17 protein-coding genes are annotated in these 18,450 nt (G+C 63.4%); 12 read left to right on the top strand and 5 right to left on the bottom strand.

What is annotated here, in order from left to right; translation table 11 throughout:
- Window positions 1–28: 28 nt before the first annotated feature.
- Window positions 29–1,726: an L-lactate permease gene (locus tag ACYVD0_RS02255; protein ID WP_460425280.1), complete on the bottom strand. Its 1,698-nt coding sequence runs from the start codon at window positions 1,724–1,726 to the stop codon at window positions 29–31.
- 299 nt (window positions 1,727–2,025) lie between these two features.
- Between ACYVD0_RS02255 and ACYVD0_RS02250 the strand changes: the two genes are divergently transcribed.
- Window positions 2,026–2,802 (top strand): FCD domain-containing protein, encoded by a 777-nt coding sequence (locus tag ACYVD0_RS02250; RefSeq protein ID WP_460425279.1) that lies wholly within the window; start codon window positions 2,026–2,028, stop codon window positions 2,800–2,802.
- Between the two features lie 39 nt (window positions 2,803–2,841).
- Here the strand turns inward: ACYVD0_RS02250 and smpB are convergent, their stop codons facing one another.
- Window positions 2,842–3,324, bottom strand: a complete 483-nt coding sequence (gene smpB, locus ACYVD0_RS02245) for an SsrA-binding protein SmpB (RefSeq protein WP_131338583.1) — start codon at window positions 3,322–3,324, stop codon at window positions 2,842–2,844.
- A gap of 243 nt (window positions 3,325–3,567) precedes the next feature.
- On the opposite strand from smpB, the gene ACYVD0_RS02240 reads away from it, so the two are divergent.
- A complete protein-coding gene (locus ACYVD0_RS02240) occupies window positions 3,568–4,002 on the top strand; it encodes a type II toxin-antitoxin system RatA family toxin (protein ID WP_460425278.1) in 435 nt (144 codons plus the stop codon).
- A complete protein-coding gene (locus ACYVD0_RS02235) occupies window positions 3,995–4,336 on the top strand; it encodes an RnfH family protein (RefSeq protein ID WP_460425277.1) in 342 nt (113 codons plus the stop codon). Before ACYVD0_RS02240 ends, ACYVD0_RS02235 begins: the two co-directional genes overlap by 8 nt.
- Window positions 4,337–4,391: 55 nt before the next feature.
- Here ACYVD0_RS02235 and ACYVD0_RS02230 read toward each other — a convergent pair whose 3' ends face one another.
- Window positions 4,392–4,904, bottom strand: a complete 513-nt coding sequence (locus ACYVD0_RS02230) for an outer membrane protein assembly factor BamE (RefSeq protein WP_460425276.1) — start codon at window positions 4,902–4,904, stop codon at window positions 4,392–4,394.
- A 91-nt stretch (window positions 4,905–4,995) separates the two neighbouring features.
- Here ACYVD0_RS02230 and fur point away from each other — a divergent pair, with 91 nt between their 5' ends.
- Window positions 4,996–5,400, top strand: a complete 405-nt coding sequence (fur, locus tag ACYVD0_RS02225) for a ferric iron uptake transcriptional regulator (protein WP_460425275.1) — start codon at window positions 4,996–4,998, stop codon at window positions 5,398–5,400.
- An 80-nt stretch (window positions 5,401–5,480) separates the two neighbouring features.
- On the opposite strand, the gene recN is transcribed toward fur, so the two are convergent.
- Complete coding sequence (recN, locus tag ACYVD0_RS02220; protein WP_460425274.1) at window positions 5,481–7,154, bottom strand: DNA repair protein RecN; 1,674 nt, start codon at window positions 7,152–7,154, stop codon at window positions 5,481–5,483.
- Window positions 7,155–7,337: 183 nt separating this feature from the next.
- On the opposite strand from recN, the gene grpE reads away from it, so the two are divergent.
- The 7 genes from grpE (at window position 7,338) to greA (ending at window position 17,152) form a co-directional block, all read left to right on the top strand.
- On the top strand, window positions 7,338–7,901 hold the full coding sequence (gene grpE, locus ACYVD0_RS02215; protein ID WP_460425273.1) for a nucleotide exchange factor GrpE: 564 nt from the start codon (window positions 7,338–7,340) through the stop codon (window positions 7,899–7,901).
- 143 nt (window positions 7,902–8,044) lie between these two features.
- Window positions 8,045–9,967 carry an Hsp70 family protein gene (dnaK, locus tag ACYVD0_RS02210; RefSeq protein ID WP_460425272.1) on the top strand — a complete coding sequence of 641 codons (1,923 nt, stop codon included), beginning with the start codon at window positions 8,045–8,047 and terminating at the stop codon, window positions 9,965–9,967.
- A 116-nt stretch (window positions 9,968–10,083) separates the two neighbouring features.
- Window positions 10,084–11,211: a molecular chaperone DnaJ gene (dnaJ, locus tag ACYVD0_RS02205; RefSeq protein WP_460425271.1), complete on the top strand. Its 1,128-nt coding sequence runs from the start codon at window positions 10,084–10,086 to the stop codon at window positions 11,209–11,211.
- 86 nt (window positions 11,212–11,297) lie between these two features.
- A complete protein-coding gene (gene dapB, locus ACYVD0_RS02200) occupies window positions 11,298–12,101 on the top strand; it encodes a 4-hydroxy-tetrahydrodipicolinate reductase (protein ID WP_460425270.1) in 804 nt (267 codons plus the stop codon).
- A gap of 183 nt (window positions 12,102–12,284) precedes the next feature.
- Complete coding sequence (gene carA / locus ACYVD0_RS02195; RefSeq protein ID WP_460425269.1) at window positions 12,285–13,421, top strand: carbamoyl-phosphate synthase small subunit; 1,137 nt, start codon at window positions 12,285–12,287, stop codon at window positions 13,419–13,421.
- Between the two features lie 36 nt (window positions 13,422–13,457).
- Window positions 13,458–16,679: a carbamoyl phosphate synthase large subunit gene (carB, locus tag ACYVD0_RS02190; protein ID WP_460425268.1), complete on the top strand. Its 3,222-nt coding sequence runs from the start codon at window positions 13,458–13,460 to the stop codon at window positions 16,677–16,679.
- A complete protein-coding gene (gene greA, locus ACYVD0_RS02185) occupies window positions 16,676–17,152 on the top strand; it encodes a transcription elongation factor GreA (RefSeq protein ID WP_460425267.1) in 477 nt (158 codons plus the stop codon). Before carB ends, greA begins: the two co-directional genes overlap by 4 nt.
- Before the next feature lie 175 nt (window positions 17,153–17,327).
- Here the strand turns inward: greA and yhbY are convergent, their stop codons facing one another.
- Entirely contained in the window at window positions 17,328–17,642 is a 315-nt protein-coding gene (gene yhbY / locus ACYVD0_RS02180; protein WP_460425266.1) for a YhbY family RNA-binding protein, read from the bottom strand.
- Window positions 17,643–17,728: 86 nt separating this feature from the next.
- On the opposite strand from yhbY, the gene rlmE reads away from it, so the two are divergent.
- Window positions 17,729–18,352, top strand: a complete 624-nt coding sequence (gene rlmE / locus ACYVD0_RS02175; RefSeq protein WP_460425265.1) for an RlmE family RNA methyltransferase — start codon at window positions 17,729–17,731, stop codon at window positions 18,350–18,352.
- The last annotated feature ends 98 nt before the right edge of the window (window positions 18,353–18,450 follow it).

Here is an 18,450-nt window from a genome sequence, read left to right as displayed (position 1 = left end):
GCGGGGTTCGCTCGGTCGGCGGCGGCCGTCAGCGGGCGTTCACCAGCGGATCGCTGACACCGAGGACATAGATCGCGAACAGGGCGATCAGGCCGGTGAACAGCACGTAGTAGAAGGTCGGCCACACGGTCTTGCGCAGGGTGCTGCCTTCGCGTCCGAGCAGGCCGACGGTGGCGGAGGCGGCGACCACGTTGTGGATCGCCACCATGTTGCCGGCGGCGGCGCCGATGGCCTGCGCGGCGACGATCAGCGCGCCGGAGATGCCCAGGCTTTCGGCCACGCCGAACTGGAACTGGCTGAGCATCATGTTGCTCACCGTGTTGGAGCCGGCGATGAAGGCACCCAGGGCGCCGATGCTCGGCGCCAGCAGCGGATAGATGCTGCCGACGCTGTCGGCCGCCCATTGCGCCATGGCGATCGGCATGCTCGGCAGCCCGCCGGTATTGACGCCGGAGTTGATCAGGATGCGCACCATCGGCACGGTGAACAGCAGGACGAAGCCGGCGCCGAGCAGCACCTTGCTCGATTCGCCAACTGCCGCTGCCAGTTCGCGGGTCTTCATGCCATGCAGGAAGAAGGTGGCGATGACCACGGCGACCAGGATGCCGCCCGGCAGGTACAGCGGCATGAAGTCGGCCTTGATCCCGGTTTCGCCGAGCAGGTCGGGGAATACCAGCACCACCGACTTCAGGGCGCTGCCGACTTCCGGGAACACCCGGCTGATCACCAGCAGCAGGCCGACCAGCACATAGGGCAGCCAGGCACGCAGGGTGCTCATCGGCCGCTGGGTGAGCGCATCGAGCTTCATCTCCACGCTGCCCAGCCACTCGCTCGGCCAGTCCTTGGCGTCGGCGAAGTCCCAGGTGTTCTTCGGCACCAGGAAGCCGAAGTGCGCGGCGCTGGTGACAATGGCCAGACCAATCAACCCACCGGCCAGCGACGGGAACTCGGGGCCGAGGAACACGCCGGTGGCGACGTAGGGCAGGGTGAAGGCCAGGCCGCCGAAAATGGCGAACGGCAGCACCTCGAAGCCGGCCTTCCAGCTCTTCTCCTTGCCGAAGAAGCGGGTCAGCATCAGCACCATGATCAGCGGCATCAGAGTGCCGACGATGGCGTGGATGATCGCCACGTTGCTGGTGATCAGTTGCAGGAACACCTCCCAGCTGGAGCCTTCGGCGCTCAGGCGGGCGCCCAGGCTGGCGCTGTCCAGGCCGCTGTTGACGCCGATGATGATCGGCGTGCCGACCGCACCGAAGGACACCGGGGTGCTCTGCACCAGCATGCCCATCAGCACCGCGGCCAGCGCCGGGAAGCCGATGGCCACCAGCAGCGGGGCGGCGATGGCCGCCGGGGTGCCGAAGCCGGAGGCGCCTTCGATGAAGCAGCCGAACAGCCAGGCGATGATGATCGCCTGGATGCGCCGGTCGGGGCTGATGGTGGTGAAGCCGGAGCGGATCACGGCGATGGCGCCGGAGTGCTTGAGGGTGTTCAGCAGCAGGATGGCGCCGAAGATGATCCACAGCACGCCGATGGTGATGACCAGACCCTGCAGGGTGGAGGCGAGTACGCGGTTGAGGCTCATGTCCCAGGCGAACAGGCCGATGCCGGCGGTGAGCAGGTAGACCAGCGGCATGGCGCGCTTGGCGGGCCAGCGCAGGCCGACCAGCAGGACGGCGGCGAGCAGGATTGGGGAAAAGGCGAGAAGCGCAAGGACTCCGGGTTGCATGGCGATACCTCGGATCAGTGCGCGGCGCGCGGATGGATGGTGGACAGGATGTAACGGGCAAGCAGAGCAGGCATGGCTGGACCTCGTGGCCGGTTATTAAATTTGTTGGCCTAAAATGGTAATACCAATTTACAAGTGGCGAGGCTCAGGGTAAAAGTTGCAATCGTGGGTTGTCAATTGCCTTTATTTTGACTTTGGTCGCCAGGCTATGGCTTGTGGCGCTTTCCGCCCTGGCGCTAGGCTTGCCAGTCGCGCGCTCCGAACAGGAGCTTGAGCGGTCAAACCATGGGGAGGAAGGAATGGGATTTGGTCCGGTTCGGCAGCGTCGCCTGTCGGATGGCATCGTCGAGCGCCTGGAGGCAATGATCCTTGAGGGTTCGCTCAAGGCCGGTGAACGCCTGCCGGCGGAGCGCGCGCTGTCCGAGCAGTTCGGCGTGTCGCGCCCCTCGCTGCGCGAGGCGATTCAGAAGCTGGCGGCGCGTGGCCTGCTGGTCAGTCGCCAGGGTGGCGGCACCTATGTGGCCGAGGCGCTGGGCTCGACCTTCAGCGATCCGCTGTTGCAGTTGCTGGAAGGCAGTACCGAGGCGCAGCGCGACCTGCTGGAGTTTCGGCATACCCTGGAGGGAGCCTGTGCCTTCTATGCGGCGCAACGCGCCACGTCGCTGGATCACGAGCGTCTGCGCGCGGCGTTCGAGCGTCTGCAGCGGTGCTACGCCGTCCCGGTGCTCGGTGGCAGTACCGAGGAGGGGCTTGCCGATGCGCATTTCCACCTGGCGATCGCCGAGGCCAGCCACAATGCCGTGCTGCTGCACACCATCAAGGGGTTGTTCGACCTGCTCAGGCGCAACGTGGTGATCAATATCGGCGGCATGTATGCGCAGCGCGGCGAGACCCGCAACATGCTAATGCAGCAGCATCGCGAGCTGTATGAAGCGATCGTCGAGGGACGGGCCGAAGAGGCGCGGGCGATTTCCAGCCGGCATATCCACTATGTGCAGGAGGTGCTGGCCGAAGCGCAGCAGGAGGCGCAGCGCGAGGCGCGGGCGCGGCGGCGTCAGGGATTGGTCGAGGAGTGACAGGCGTGGGCGGCGTCCGGGGTGGTGCCGCCTGGAAACTCAATCTTCCTTGCCCTTGCTGCGTATGGCGCGCTGGATTTCCCGATCGGAGTCGCGGACCCTCTCAGTGTCGCGCTTGTCGTACTCCTTCTTGCCCTTGGCCAGGGCGATCTCGCACTTGATCAGGTGCTTCTTCCAGTACAGCGACAGGGCAACACAGGCATAGCCCTTCTGCTGGACGGCACCGAACAGCTTGCCGAGCTCGCGCTTGTGCAGCAGCAGCTTGCGGGTGCGGGTCGGGTCAGCAATCACGTGGGTGCTGGCTGTCGTCAGGGGCGTGATGTGGCTGCCGAGCAGCCAGGCCTCGCCATCCTTCAGCAATACGTAGCTGTCGACCAGTTGTGCCTTGCCGGCACGCAGGCTCTTCACCTCCCAGCCAGCCAAGGCCAGACCAGCCTCGAACTTCTGTTCGATGAAGTAGTCGTGCAGCGCCTTCTTGTTTTGCGCAATGTTGCCCTGAGGGTGTTTCTTTTGCTTAGCCATAGGGCGCGCATTATAGGCAGTTGCGGGCAGGCTGGCGACACCGAGCTTGAGGGGGGGCGGCTAATTTCGGACAATGCCCGATCGCTCCTGCACGCAGATGCAGGCAAGGCGCGATAGTTACATCGACAGTGCCCTTGTCTGAACCTTCGGCATTCCCTGTGCGGTCTGTCGGGCGGCCCTGCAAGCGCCAGACGTGCTGCCGTGTTTGCTGGCGAATTGACGAAGTAACCGAGAGTTCATTGAATGGCAACTCGCATACACCGCTCGGCACTGCTGCCCTTTCCGGCGCGTGCTCTTTATGATCTGGTCAACGACGTGGTGCACTATCCGGATTTCCTTCCCTGGTGCAGCTCCGCCGAAGTGCTGGAAACCAGCGAGACGCAGATGCGTGCCAGGCTGGAAGTGGCCAAGGGGGGCTTGAGTCAGCGCTTCCTCACCCGTAACAGCCTGCAGCCGGGCCGAAGCATCGAGATGAACCTGGAGGAGGGACCTTTCGCCCATCTGCACGGCTTCTGGGAGTTCAAGGCGCTCGGCGAGAAGGCCTGCAAGATCAGTCTCGATCTGACCTTTGACTACTCCGGGCCGCTGGTCAGGGCGACCCTCGGGCCGTTGTTCAACCAGGCGGCCAACACCTTGGTGGACGCCTTTTGCGAGCGGGCCAAGCAGCTGTATGGATAGGCAGAGCGTCGCCGTGGAGGTGGTCTATGCGCTGGCAGATCGGCAGAGGCTGGTCTGCCTGAGTGTGCCGCGCGGCACTACGGTGCGTGAGGCAGCGTTGCGCTCCGGTCTCGACAGGGACTTTCCTGGTCTGGATCTGGCGAACAGTCCGCTGGGGATTTTCGGCAAGGCGGTGGCCAGGCCGGAGGAACGCGTGCTGGAGGAGGGCGAGCGGGTGGAGATCTATCGTCCGTTGATCGCCGATCCCAAGGAGGTTCGCAAGCTGCGGGCCGCCAGGGCCGCCAGGGCCGCCAGGGCCGCCAGGGCCGGGGCGGGTGAAGAGTTGCCGGAGTGAGGTCCGGCGGTATCTTCGTGGGGGGAGGCCCGGATCGCTCCAGGGTTCGGCAGGCTTATTGCCGGGTGGGGTCCAGGGGTTCCGGCGTCGGTACGGGCTCGCTTTCTGCTTCGTCCACTTCGCGCTGGATCTCCTCGAGCAGGGAGCCGGGTTTGGCCGGCTCTTCGCCTTCCTCGGGCCGCGCTCTTCTGATGGTCGTGTCGCCGCCGCCTAGAATCTCTTCTTCGCGGGTGACGCCGGGGAGGAAGTCGCCGGCCAGGCCGACCAGCAGATCGTTGCTGTCGAATACCAGGCTGACCCGCTCCTGCAGCCGCTGGCCGCCACCGGGCTTGATGCTGTACAGATAGTCCCAGCGATCTGGGTGGAAAGTATCGGTGATCAGTGGGCTGCCCATGACAAACCGGACTTGACGGCGGGTCATTCCCGGGCGCAACTGGTCTATCATGTCTTGCGTCACGACATTGCCCTGCTGAATGTCGATTTTGTAAACCCCGGGAATCGTGCAGCCGGCAAGAGCAAGCAGGCCCACGAGGGGTAGACTGGTCAGCATGAGCTTGGTGTTTTGCATTGCTGGGAGAGTTCCGCTATCTGCTGGGGCACTAATCCCTGATAATACCCGCATTGAAGGAGGCTGCGAAGCAGCAGCAAGAAAGCCGACCATGGTTGAAAATAACGAACTGCGTAAAGCCGGTCTGAAAGTTACCCTGCCGCGCGTCAAGATCCTGCAGATGCTTGACTCTGCCGGGCATCGCCACATGAGCGCGGAAGATGTCTACAAGGCGTTGATGGAGGCTGGGGAAGACGTGGGGCTGGCAACGGTCTATCGGGTGCTGACCCAGTTCGAGGCGGCTGGGTTGGTAGTGCGACATAACTTCGATGGCGGACATGCGGTGTTCGAGCTGGCCGACAGTGGCCATCACGACCACATGGTCTGTGTGGACTCCGGCGAGGTGATCGAGTTCTACGATCCGGATATCGAGAAATTGCAGAGGGAAATCGTCAAGCGGCACGGTTTCGATCTGGTCGACCACAATCTGGTGCTCTACGTGCGCAAGAAGTCCTGAGGTTCGGAGCGCACTTCGGCCCCTCGAGCAAAAAGGCGGCCCGTAGGTCGCCTTTTTGTTGCTTTGGTTGGCGGTGCCGCTCAGGCCTGGGCGCTGCCGATCATGCGCCGGGCGTGGGCCAGGGACTCCTTGGTCAGCTCGAGCCCGCCGAGCATGCGGGCGACTTCCTCGATGCGTGGGCCGCCATCCAGGTGGATGACCGCCGTGCGGGTGTCATCGACTCCGCGGGCCTTGTGCACGAAGAGGTGGCGATGGCCTTGGGCGGCGACCTGGGGCAGATGGGTGACGGTCAGCACCTGGCCGAGCTGGCCGAGCTGGCGCAGGAGTCGACCGACCGCTTCGGCGGTCGGTCCGCCGATGCCAACATCGACCTCGTCGAATACCAGGGTCGGGGTGCGTGATGTCTGGGCGGTGATCACCTGGATCGCCAGGCTGATGCGCGACAGCTCGCCGCCCGAGGCCACCTTGGCTAGGGGTTTCAGTGGCTGGCCGGGGTTAGCGCTGACCAGGAACTCGACCTGCTCGAGCCCTTGGGAATGAGGCTCGCTCGAGCCGGACGGATGCAGTTCGATGGCGAAGCGCCCGCCGGGCATGCCCAGGCACTGCATTTGCTGCTCCACTGCCGTGGCCAGGCGTTCACCGGCCTGCCGGCGGAGACCGCTGAGCTCCTCGGCCTTTTCCTGGTAACGCCGTGCGTAGGCCGTCAGCTCGCGGTCGAGGCGCTCGAGGGTTTCGTCGTCCGCATTCAGTCCGGCCTGTTCGTCCAGCAGTCGCTGCTGCAGGGGGATCAGTTCGCACGGCTGTACCCGGTGCTTGCGCGCCAGGCTGTAGATGGCATCGAGACGCTCCTCGACATTCTGTTGCCGCTGCGGATCGACATCGAAATGGTCGAGAAAGCGGTTCAGCTCGCCGACGGCTTCCTCGACCTGGATCTGCGCGCTGGCGAGCAGGCTGACCGCTTCGCCGAGCGGGCCGGGCAGCGCCTGCAGGCTAGTCAGGCGCTGTAGGCTGGCGGTCAGGGCGGAGAGCACGTTGCCGGCATCGTTTTCGCTGCACAGGTCGATGACCTGGCGGCAGTTGCCGAGCAGGTGCTCGGCGTTGGCCAGGACCTTCTGCTCCTGCTCCAGCTCTTCCAGTTCATGGTCGCCGAGGGCAAGACTCTCCAGTTCTTCCAACTGATAGCTGAGCAACTGCTGGCGGGCGCGCTGTTCGTCGCCGGCGCTGCACCGTCTTTCCAGCTCCTGGCGCGTCTGTCGCCAGCGCTGGGCGGCCAGTTGCACCTGGCGGGCCAGGTCGCTGGCGCCCGCGTATTCGTCGAGCAGGCGCCGCTGGGTGTCGTTTTTCAGCAGGGACTGGTGCTCGTGCTGGTTGTGGACGTCGATCAGCAGTTCGCCGAGCGCCCGGAGATCGCCCTGCGGGCAGGGCGAGCCGTTGATGTAGGCGCGCGAGCGGCCTTCGGCGGTGATCACTCGGCGCAGGATGCACGGGCCTTCGCGCTCCAGGTCGCGCTCGGCGAGCCAGGCCTGTGCTTCGGGGATCGTCGCCAGGTCGAAGCTGGCGAGGATGTCCGCCTTGTGCGCGCCCGGCCGTACGGCACCGCTGTCGGCCCGGTCGCCCAGCGCCAGGCCGAGGGCGTCGAGCATGATCGACTTGCCGGCACCGGTTTCGCCGGTGATAACGGTCATGCCCGCATCCAGCTCGAGGTCCAGATGTTCGACGATGGCGTAGTTGTGGATCGACAGGTGCAGCAGCATGACGAGGCTCCCATGATGCGGTATCTGTGTATTTATACAGTAGGCGGTTTTGCGTCGACAACTCGCTGGCATGTGAAATGGCGATGAGCTGCGCAGCTCCCCTTGAAGCAGGAGATTGCATCCCCATATAGGGCGGCAGAAACACGAGCCGCTCCCGTGGCCGTTTTTTGAAAGGAGAGATGCATGGCTGACGAACAGAACCTGGATAACCAGACTCCCGAGGTGTCTCCGGCCGACGAAGGTGCCGCTGCTGACGAGGACCTGGCCGCTCGCGTGCAGGTGCTGGAAGAGCAGTTGGCTGCCGCTCAGGATCAGTCACTGCGCGCCGCAGCGGAGTTGCAGAACGTGCGTCGGCGGGCCGAGCAGGATGTGGAGAAGGCGCACAAGTTCGCCCTCGAGCGTTTTGCCCAGGATCTGCTGGGGGTGGTCGACAGCCTCGAGCGCGGTATCGAACTGTCCGATCCGGCCGAGGAGTCGATCCGGCCGATGCGCGAAGGCATGGAGTTGACCCTGAAGATGTTCCATGACGTGCTCAAGCGCTACCAGCTCGAGCAGGTCGATCCCCACGGCGAGCCCTTCAATCCCGAGCACCATCAGGCGATGGCCATGGAGGAAAGCGCCAGTGCCGAGCCTGGCAGCGTGCTCAAGGTGTTCCAGAAGGGTTACCTGCTCAGCGGCCGTCTGCTGCGTCCGGCGATGGTCGTGGTCAGCAAGGCGCCGGCGCCCGCGAGCGACGCACAGGCTTGAAATGGGACGGCTCGTCCCCATCTGTAAGGGCATGCATTTATCGGCTTTCTCGCCTGGCCTTCCGGGGCACGGCGGCAGGCCAGTGGAAGGGTTAGCGCAGTGGCTTTCAGTGGCCTGCTGAATCAAAGTTTCGGAGAGTGAATATGGGCAAAATCATCGGTATCGACCTGGGCACTACCAACTCCTGCGTGTCCGTGCTGGAAAACGGCGTGGCCAAGGTCATCGAGAATGCGGAAGGTGCGCGCACCACCCCGTCGATCATCGCCTACAGCGGCGACGGCGAGATCCTGGTCGGCCAGAGCGCCAAGCGCCAGGCGGTGACCAACCCGCACAACACTCTGTACGCGGTGAAGCGCCTGATCGGCCGCCGTTTCGAAGAGGACGTGGTGCAGAAGGACATCAAGCTGGTCCCCTACAAAATCGTCAAGGCCGACAACGGCGACGCCTGGGTGGAAGTGAAGGGCCAGAAGATGGCGCCGCCGCAGATCAGCGCCGAAGTGCTGAAGAAGATGAAGAAGACTGCCGAAGACTACCTCGGCGAGCCGGTCACCGAAGCGGTGATCACCGTGCCGGCCTACTTCAACGACAGCCAGCGCCAGGCCACAAAGGATGCCGGCCGCATCGCCGGTCTGGACGTCAAGCGGATCATCAACGAGCCGACCGCCGCGGCGCTGGCCTATGGCATGGACAAGGCCAAGGGCGACCACACCATCATCGTCTACGACCTGGGCGGTGGCACCTTCGATGTGTCGGTGATCGAGATTGCCGAGGTCGATGGCGAGCACCAGTTCGAGGTGCTGGCCACCAACGGCGACACCTTCCTGGGTGGCGAGGACTTCGACATCCGCCTGATCGACTATCTCGTCGACGAGTTCAAGAAGGAGTCCGGCATCGACCTCAAGGGCGATCCGCTGGCCATGCAACGCCTGAAGGAATCCGCCGAAAAGGCTAAGATCGAGCTGTCCTCCAGTCAGCAGACCGATGTTAACCTGCCATACATCACTGCCGACGCGACCGGCCCCAAGCATCTCAACGTAAAGATTTCCCGTGCCAAGCTGGAGGCCTTGGTCGAGGAGTTGGTGCAGCGTACCATCGAGCCGTGCCGAATCGCTCTGAAGGATGCCGGCATCGACGTGGGCAAGATCGACGAGGTGATTCTGGTTGGCGGTCAGACCCGTATGCCGCTGGTGCAGCAGAAGGTCGCCGAGTTCTTCGGCAAGGAAGCGCGCAAGGATGTCAACCCGGACGAGGCCGTGGCCATGGGTGCTGCCATCCAGGGGGCCGTGTTGGCCGGCGACGTCAAGGACGTGCTGCTGCTCGACGTTTCCCCGCTGACCTTGGGCATCGAGACCCTGGGTGGTGTGATGACCGCACTGATCGAGAAGAACACCACCATTCCGACCAAGAAGTCGCAGGTGTTCTCCACCGCCGACGACAACCAGGGCGCGGTGACCATCCACGTGCTGCAGGGCGAGCGCAAGCAGGCCGCGCAGAACAAGTCGCTGGGCCGCTTCGACTTGGCTGACATCCCGCCGGCGCCGCGTGGTGTGCCGCAGATTGAGGTTACTTTCGACATCGACGCCAATGGCATCCTGCACGTGTCCGCCAAGGACAAGGCCACCGGCAAGCACCAGTCCATAGTAATCAAGGCCAACTCGGGCCTGTCCGAGGAAGAGATCCAGCAGATGGTGCGCGATGCCGAGGCCAACGCCGAGGAAGACCGCAAGTTCGAGGAGCTGGTCTCCGTGCGCAACCAGGGCGACCAGCTGGTGCACGCTACCCGCAAGATGATCTCCGAGGCTGGTGACAAGGTCAGCGCGGACGAGAAGGTCGCCATCGAGAAGGCAGTCACCGACCTGGAGGCCGCGCTCAAGAGCGACGACAAGACCCTCATCGAGTCCCAGGTGAATGCCCTGTCCCAGGCCACCGCGCCGCTGGCGCAGAAGATGTATGCCGAGCAGGCGGAGTCCGGCGACGCTGCCCAGGGTGGCGAGAAGGCCAAGGCCGCGGACGACGTGGTGGACGCGGAGTTCGAAGAGGTCAAGGACAGCAAGAACAACAAGTAAGCATCACGCTTGCTTCCGTCCCGGCCCATCGCCTGCGAAGGGCCTGAACCGCCGCGCGGGAGCTTGCTCCCGCGTCGGCGTGTCTGGGGCAGACGAATCTGGAGTTCATGAGGTTTATGGCAAAGCGTGACTATTACGAGGTGCTGGGGGTCGAGCGGGGAGCCGACGAGGCGGAGCTGAAGAAGGCCTACCGCCGTCTGGCCATGAAGTACCACCCCGATCGCAATCCCGAGGACAAGTCGGCCGAGGAGAGGTTCAAGGAGGCCAACGAGGCCTACGAGGTGCTCTCCGATGCCGGCAAGCGGACGGCCTACGACCAGTACGGCCATGCGGGAGTCGATCAGAGCATGGGTGGCGGCGCCGGTTTCGGTGCCGGTGGGGCCAACTTCTCTGACATCTTCGGCGATGTGTTCAGCGATTTCTTCGGTAGCGGACGCGGTGGTCCCCGTGGCGGGCCACAGCGCGGCAGCGATCTGCGCTATACCCTGGAGCTCAATCTGGAGGAGGCTGTTCGCGGCACGACGGTGACCATTCGTGTGCCGACCCTAGTGCATTGCAAGACCTGCGATGGCAGCGGCGCGAAGAGGGGCACCACGCCAGTCACCTGCACGACCTGTGGTGGCATCGGTCAGGTGCGCATGCAACAGGGTTTTTTCTCGGTGCAGCAGACCTGTCCGCGCTGCCACGGCAGCGGCAAGATGATTGCCGACCCCTGCCCTGACTGTCATGGCCAGGGGCGGGTCGAGGAGCACAAGACCCTGTCGGTGAAAGTGCCGGCTGGGGTCGATAGCGGCGATCGCATCCGTCTGGCCGGCGAGGGCGAGGCGGGTACCTTGGGCGGGCCGCCTGGCGACTTGTATGTGGTGGTCAGTGTCCGCGAGCACCCGATCTTCCAGCGTGACGGCAAACATCTGTACTGCGAGGTACCAATCAGCTTCGCCGACGCGGCGCTCGGCGGCGAGCTGGAGGTGCCTACCTTGGATGGCCGGGTCAAGTTGAAGATCCCGGAGGGCACCCAGACTGGCAAACTGTTCCGGTTGCGTGGCAAGGGCGTGGCGCCGGTGCGTGGCGGTGCGGCTGGTGACCTGATGTGCCGGGTGGTAGTGGAAACTCCGGTCAATCTGAGCAAGCGCCAGCGCGAGCTGCTCGAGGAGTTTCGCGGTAGCCTGCAGGGCAACAGCAGCCATTCGCCCAAGGCCAGTGGCTGGTTCGAGGGCATGAAGCGCTTTTTCGATGATTTGTAACCTATGGCTGCAGGCTGTGAGCGGCAGGCTCTTCAAGTAGCCGCTTCCTGCTTGCAGCCTTAGGTTTGTAGCTTGAGGTTGATGTTATGCGACGTATTGCTGTGATGGGCGCCGCCGGGCGCATGGGCAAGGCCCTGATCGAGGCGACGCAGCAGGCGTCGGGAGCTCGCCTGGCCGCGGCCGTCGGTCGGCCGGACAGTACCTTGGTGGGGGCTGATGCCGGTGAGCTGGCCGGTCTGGGACGGATCGGCGTGGCCTTGTCGGGTGATCTGGGAACGGTGGTGGACGAATTCGATGTGCTGATCGATTTCACCCATCCGACCGTGACCCTGAAGAATCTGGAAATCTGCCGCCAGGCCGGCAAGGCCATGGTGATCGGCACCACCGGCTTTTCGGTCGACGAGCGGCAACTGCTGAGCGAGGCGGCCCGGGAGATTCCGGTCGTTTTCGCCGCCAACTTCAGCGTCGGCGTCAACCTGTGCCTGAAGCTGCTGGATACCGCGGCGCGGGTGCTGGGCGATGAGGTCGACATCGAGATCATCGAGGCGCACCACCGGCACAAGGTCGACGCGCCGTCTGGAACGGCCTTGCGCATGGGGGAGGTGGTAGCAGGCGCCCTGGGGCGCGACTTGCGGAAAGTGGCGGTGTACGGCCGCGAAGGCCAGACCGGGGCTCGGGCCCGGGAGACCATCGGTTTCGCTACGGTGCGCGCCGGCGACGTGGTCGGCGATCACACCGTGCTGTTCGCCGCTGAAGGCGAGCGGGTCGAGATCACCCACAAAGCCTCCAGTCGCATGACCTTCGCCAAGGGGGCGGTGCGTGCCGCACTCTGGCTGGAGGAGCGCACTCCGGCGCTGTACGACATGCAGGATGTGCTCGCGCTGCGTTGAAAAGACTGAGTGGAATAGTGGGTTGCTGGACCGGAAAGGCCTTTTCCTGTAACCTAGGATTCCAATGTGTCTACTAAAAGCACGCAGACAATCTGAAAAAGAGCGGGATGATGTGTTTACACGTCATTCCGCTTTTTTACAATCTGCGTATGCCCTTTCAGGCTTGATTTACGGGAGGTCTTCTTGACTAAGCCAGCCATTCTCGCCCTTGCTGATGGCAGCATCTTTCGTGGCGAATCCATCGGCGCCGATGGACAGACCATCGGCGAGGTGGTGTTCAACACTGCCATGACCGGCTATCAGGAAATCCTTACCGATCCTTCATATGCCCAACAGATCGTCACCCTGACCTACCCACACATCGGCAACACCGGCACCACTCCGGAGGATGCCGAGTCCAGTCGCGTGTGGGCGGCCGGCCTGATCATCCGCGACCTGCCGCTGTTGGCCAGCAACTGGCGCAACAAGCAGTCATTGTCGGACTATCTCAAAGAAAACGGCTGCGTGGCCATCGCCGATATCGATACCCGCCGTCTGACGCGCCTCTTGCGCGAGAGGGGCTCACAGAACGGCTGCATCCTGGTGGGTGACGACGCCTCCGAGGAGAGGGCTCTGGACTTGGCACGAAGCTTCCCGGGCCTCAAGGGCATGGACCTGGCCAAGGTGGTCAGCTGCACCGAGCGCTACGAGTGGCGTTCCAGCATCTGGGAGCTGGCGACCGACAGCCATCCTGAAATCCCGGCCAGCAGGCTGCCCTATCACGTGGTAGCCTACGACTTCGGCGTCAAGCTGAACATCCTGCGCATGCTGGTGGCACGTGGTTGCCGTCTGACCGTGGTGCCGGCACAGACTCGGGCCAGCGAGGTGCTGGCGCTGAATCCCGATGGCGTGTTCCTCTCCAACGGTCCCGGCGATCCCGAGCCGTGCGACTATGCGATCCAGGCGATCAAGGACATCCTCGAGACCGAAATTCCGGTGTTCGGTATCTGCCTCGGCCACCAATTGCTGGCGCTGGCCTCCGGCGCCAGGACGGTGAAGATGGGCCATGGCCATCACGGTGCCAACCACCCGGTGCAGGACCTCGATACCGGCGCGGTGATGATCACCAGCCAGAACCACGGTTTCGCGGCGGACGAATCGAGCCTGCCGGCTAACCTGCGCGCCACCCACAAATCGCTGTTCGACGGCACGCTGCAAGGCATCGAGCGCACCGACAAGGTCGCCTTCAGCTTCCAGGGCCACCCGGAAGCCAGCCCTGGCCCGCACGACGTGGCCCCGCTGTTCGATCGCTTCATCGCCGAAATGGCCAAGCGTCGCTGAGCCCGCCGACAGATCAACGGATTCGTGTGAGAGACCATGCCAAAACGTACAGACATTAAAAGCATCCTGATCCTCGGCGCCGGCCCCATCGTCATCGGCCAGGCGTGCGAGTTCGACTACTCCGGCGCCCAGGCGTGCAAGGCGCTGAAGGAGGAAGGCTTCCGCGTCATCCTGGTGAACTCCAACCCGGCCACCATCATGACCGACCCGGCCATGGCCGATGCCACCTACATCGAGCCGATCAAGTGGCAGACCGTGGCCAAGATCATCGAGAAGGAGCGCCCCGACGCCCTGCTGCCGACCATGGGCGGCCAGACCGCGCTGAACTGCGCCTTGGATCTGGAAAAGCACGGCGTGCTGGAGAAGTTCGGCGTCGAGATGATCGGTGCCAACGCCGATACCATCGACAAGGCCGAAGACCGCTCGCGCTTCGACAAGGCCATGCGCGACATCGGCTTGGCCTGCCCGCGCTCCGGCATCGCCCACAACATGGACGAAGCCTACGGCGTGCTGGACAAGGTCGGCTTTCCCTGCATCATCCGCCCCAGTTTCACCATGGGCGGCACCGGTGGCGGCATTGCCTACAACCGTGAAGAGTTCGAGGAAATCTGCACCCGCGGTCTGGACCTGTCGCCGACCAGCGAACTCCTGATCGACGAATCGCTGATCGGTTGGAAGGAATACGAGATGGAGGTGGTCCGTGACAAGAAGGACAACTGCATCATCGTCTGCGCCATCGAGAACTTCGACCCGATGGGCGTGCACACCGGCGACTCGATCACTGTGGCGCCGGCACAGACCCTGACCGACAAGGAATACCAGATCATGCGCAACGCATCGCTTGCGGTGCTGCGCGAGATTGGCGTGGAAACTGGCGGCTCCAACGTCCAGTTCGGCATCAACCCGGTCGACGGCCGCATGGTGGTGATCGAGATGAACCCGCGCGTGTCGCGCTCCTCGGCACTGGCTTCCAAGGCCACCGGCTTCCCGATCGCCAAGATCGCCGCCAAGCTGGCGGTGGGCTACACCCTCGACGAACTGTCCAACGACATCACCGGCGGCCGCACCCCGGCTTCCTTCGAGCCGGCCATCGACTACGTGGTCACCAAGGTGCCGCGCTTCGCCTTCGAGAAGTTTCCCAAGGCCGATGCCCGCCTGACCACACAGATGAAATCCGTGGGCGAAGTGATGGCTATCGGTCGCACCTTCCAGGAGTCGGTGCAGAAGGCCCTGCGTGGTCTGGAGGTGGGAGTTAGCGGTTTCGATCCCAAGCTGGATTTGGGCAATCCGGAAGCCGAGAGCATCCTCAAGCGCGAGTTGACCGTGCCGGGCGCCGAGCGCATCTGGTACGTGGCCGACGCCTTTCGTGCCGGCAAGAGTGTCGAGGGTGTGTTCGCTCTGACCAAGATCGACCCTTGGTTCCTGGTGCAGATTGAGGATCTGATCAAGGAAGAGGAGCGAGTCAAGACTCGCGGCCTGTCCAGCATCGACCGCGACCTGATGTGGAAACTCAAGCGCAAGGGCTTCTCCGACGCACGCCTGGCCAAGCTGCTCGGCGTTACCGAGAAGAACCTGCGCAGCCATCGGCAGAAGCTGAAGGTGCAGCCGGTATACAAGCGTGTCGATACCTGCGCCGCCGAGTTCGCCACTGATACCGCCTACATGTACTCGACCTACGAGGAAGAATGCGAGGCCAACCCGTCATCTCGCGACAAGATCATGGTCATCGGCGGCGGCCCCAACCGCATCGGCCAAGGCATCGAGTTCGACTACTGCTGTGTGCATGCCGCACTGGCCATGCGCGAAGATGGCTATGAGACCATCATGGTCAACTGCAATCCGGAAACCGTCTCCACTGACTACGACACCTCCGATCGCCTGTATTTCGAGCCGGTGACCCTGGAGGACGTACTGGAAATCGTCCGCGTCGAGCAGCCCAAGGGCGTGATCGTCCAGTATGGCGGCCAGACGCCGCTGAAGATCTGCCGCGCCTTGGAAGAGGCTGGCGTACCGATCATCGGCACCAGCCCGGATGCCATCGACCGTGCCGAAGACCGCGAGCGCTTCCAGCACATGGTCGAGCGGCTGAACCTGCGCCAGCCGCCGAACGCCACGGCGCGCAGCGAGGAGGAGGCCATCGCCGCCTCCAAGCGGATTGGCTATCCGCTGGTGGTGCGTCCGTCCTACGTGCTTGGCGGTCGGGCGATGGAGATTGTCTACGAGGAAGACGAGCTCAAGCGCTACATGCGCGAAGCGGTACAGGTGTCCAACGACAGCCCGGTACTGCTGGATCACTTCCTCAACTGCGCCATCGAGGTTGACGTGGATGCTGTGTGCGATGGCCAGGATGTGGTGATCGGCGCGATCATGCAGCATATCGAGCAGGCCGGCGTGCACTCCGGCGACTCGGCCTGTTCGCTGCCCCCCTACTCGTTGTCCAGGCACATCCAGGACGAAATTCGCGTCCAGGTCGGGAAAATGGCCTTGGAGCTCGGTGTGGTCGGTCTGATGAACGTGCAGATGGCCGTGCAGGGCGAGGACATCTACGTGCTGGAGGTGAACCCGCGTGCTTCGCGCACCGTGCCGTTCGTCTCCAAGTGCATCGGCCAGTCCCTGGCCAAGGTTGCGGCGCGCCTGATGGCCGGCAAGACCCTCGCGGAAGTCGGCTTCACCCAGGAAATCATTCCTCCGTACTTCAGCGTGAAGGAGGCGGTGTTTCCGTTCGCCAAGTTCCCCGGCGTCGACCCGATACTCGGCCCGGAAATGAAGTCCACCGGTGAGGTAATGGGCGTCGGCGACAGCTTCGCCGAGGCCTTCGCCAAGGCCCAGTTGGGGGCCAGCGAGACGCTACCGACCGGCGGCTGCGCCTTCATCAGTGTGCGTGAGGATGACAAACCGTTTGTTACCGACGTAGCGCGCAATCTGGTCGCTCTCGGCTTTGAAGTGGTGGCCACTGCCGGTACCGCCCGAATGATCGAGGCAGCAGGCCTGCCGGTTCGCCGGGTGAACAAGGTGACCGAGGGGCGTCCTCATGTGGTCGACATGATCAAGAACGACGAGGTCACCCTGATCATCAATACCACCGAGGGGCGTCAGTCGATCGCCGACTCCTTCTCGATCCGTCGCAACGCCCTGCAGCACAAGATCTGCATTACCACCACCATCGCCGGTGGTCAGGCGATCTGTGAGGCTCTCAAGTTCGGTCCCGAGAAGACCGTGCGCCGTCTGCAGGATCTCCATGCAGGAATCAACGCATGACCAAATTTCCGATGACTGTCCAGGGCGCGCGTGCTCTGGAGGAAGAGCTCAAGCAACTGAAGACCGAACTGCGTCCGCAGATCACCCAGGCGATCGCCGAGGCGCGCGAGTTAGGCGATCTTAAGGAGAACGCCGAATACCATGCCGCTCGCGAGCAGCAGGGTATGGTCGAGGCGCGGATTCGCGATATCGAGGGCCGTCTGCAGAACGCGCAGATCATCGACGTGACGGCCATTCCCCACACCGGGAAGGTGATCTTCGGCGTCACTGTGGAAATCGCCAACGTCGAGACCGATGAAACCGTGGTCTACCAGATCGTCGGCGACGACGAGGCCGACATCAAGCAGGGCAAGCTGTCGGTCAGCTCGCCCATCGCCCGTGCCCTGGTGGGCAAGGAGGAGGGGGATGTGGTGGTGGTGAAGACCCCGAGCGGTATCGTCGAGTACGAGATCATCGAAGTTCGCCATATCTAAGTGGCCGCCGAAAGCAATGGGTTGGCCCGGCCTTTCGAGTGGCTCTCCTTGTTGGCGCTGCCCCGTGCGGTGTTGGAGCCGGGTGGTCCGCCCCTCGTCTGCGGCGTGAGGCCAGCGTGACGGGCGGGGCGGGGGGGCAGCTTCTGGCAGGCCTGCAGCGGCTTGCCAGTTACAATCAAGCCTGCAGGAAGCGGCTGATGTTCGAGAGGTTCTTGTTCGGCTTGGGGTTCTTGCGGTAGAGCAGGGCGACCTTGCCGATCACCTGCGCCAGTTCGCTTCCGGATGCCTCGCAGAGTTCGGTGATCACCGCTTGGCGATCGTCCCGCTCGGCGAGGTTGATCTTTATCTTGATCAGTTCATGGTCGTTCAGGGCCCGTCCCAGTTCGGCCAGGACGCCTTCGGTCACGCCATTCTCGGCCACGATCAATACAGGCTTCAGGTGATGGCCGATGGATTTGAAATGTTTCTTCTGCTCCTGAGTGAGCGCCATAATCTGACCCCTGCGTCCGATCTTGTTGAAAAGCGGCCTAGTCTACCCGAGCGACTCGGGGCCGCCCAGCCAAACGCGAGGTATCTGTGGCCCGATCCAAGACTAGTCATCGTTGGTTGAAAGAGCATTTCGATGACCCCTACGTGAAGATGGCGCAAAAGGACGGTTACCGCTCACGCGCCAGCTACAAATTGCTGGAGATTCAAGAGAAAGATCGCATCCTGCGGCCGGGCATGACCGTAGTCGACCTGGGCGCTGCTCCGGGCGGCTGGTCGCAGGTGACCAGTCGGCTGATTGGTGATCGCGGCTGCCTAATCGCCTCGGATATCCTGCCAATGGACGGCATTCCGGACGTAACCTTCGTTCAGGGGGATTTCACCGACGATGCGGTGTTCGCCCAGATCCTCGAGGCGATCGGCGAGCAGTCGGTCGACCTTGTGATTTCCGACATGGCACCCAATATGAGTGGAGTCAAGGCGTCCGACCAGCCGCGGGCCATGTATCTTTGCGAGCTGGCGCTGGATCTGGCCGGGCGGGTTCTGCGGCCGGGAGGCGATTTCCTGATCAAGATCTTCCAGGGCGAAGGTTTCGACCAGTATCTCCGGCAAGTGCGCGATGGTTTCGACAAGGTGCAGATGCGCAAGCCTCTCTCTTCTCGCGACCGTTCCCGCGAGCAATATCTGCTCGCGCGCGGCTTCCGTGGAGCCTAGACTGCTGGTGGGCTACAAGCGTGCTCGAAGGGCTGCACACAAAGGGTTACAGAAGAGAGGCCTGCCGGGGGGCGGGGGTTGTGTATATAAGTTAGGCG

This window comes from Azotobacter armeniacus (assembly GCF_054779355.1).
This window is presented reverse-complemented; position numbering and strand designations above follow the sequence as displayed.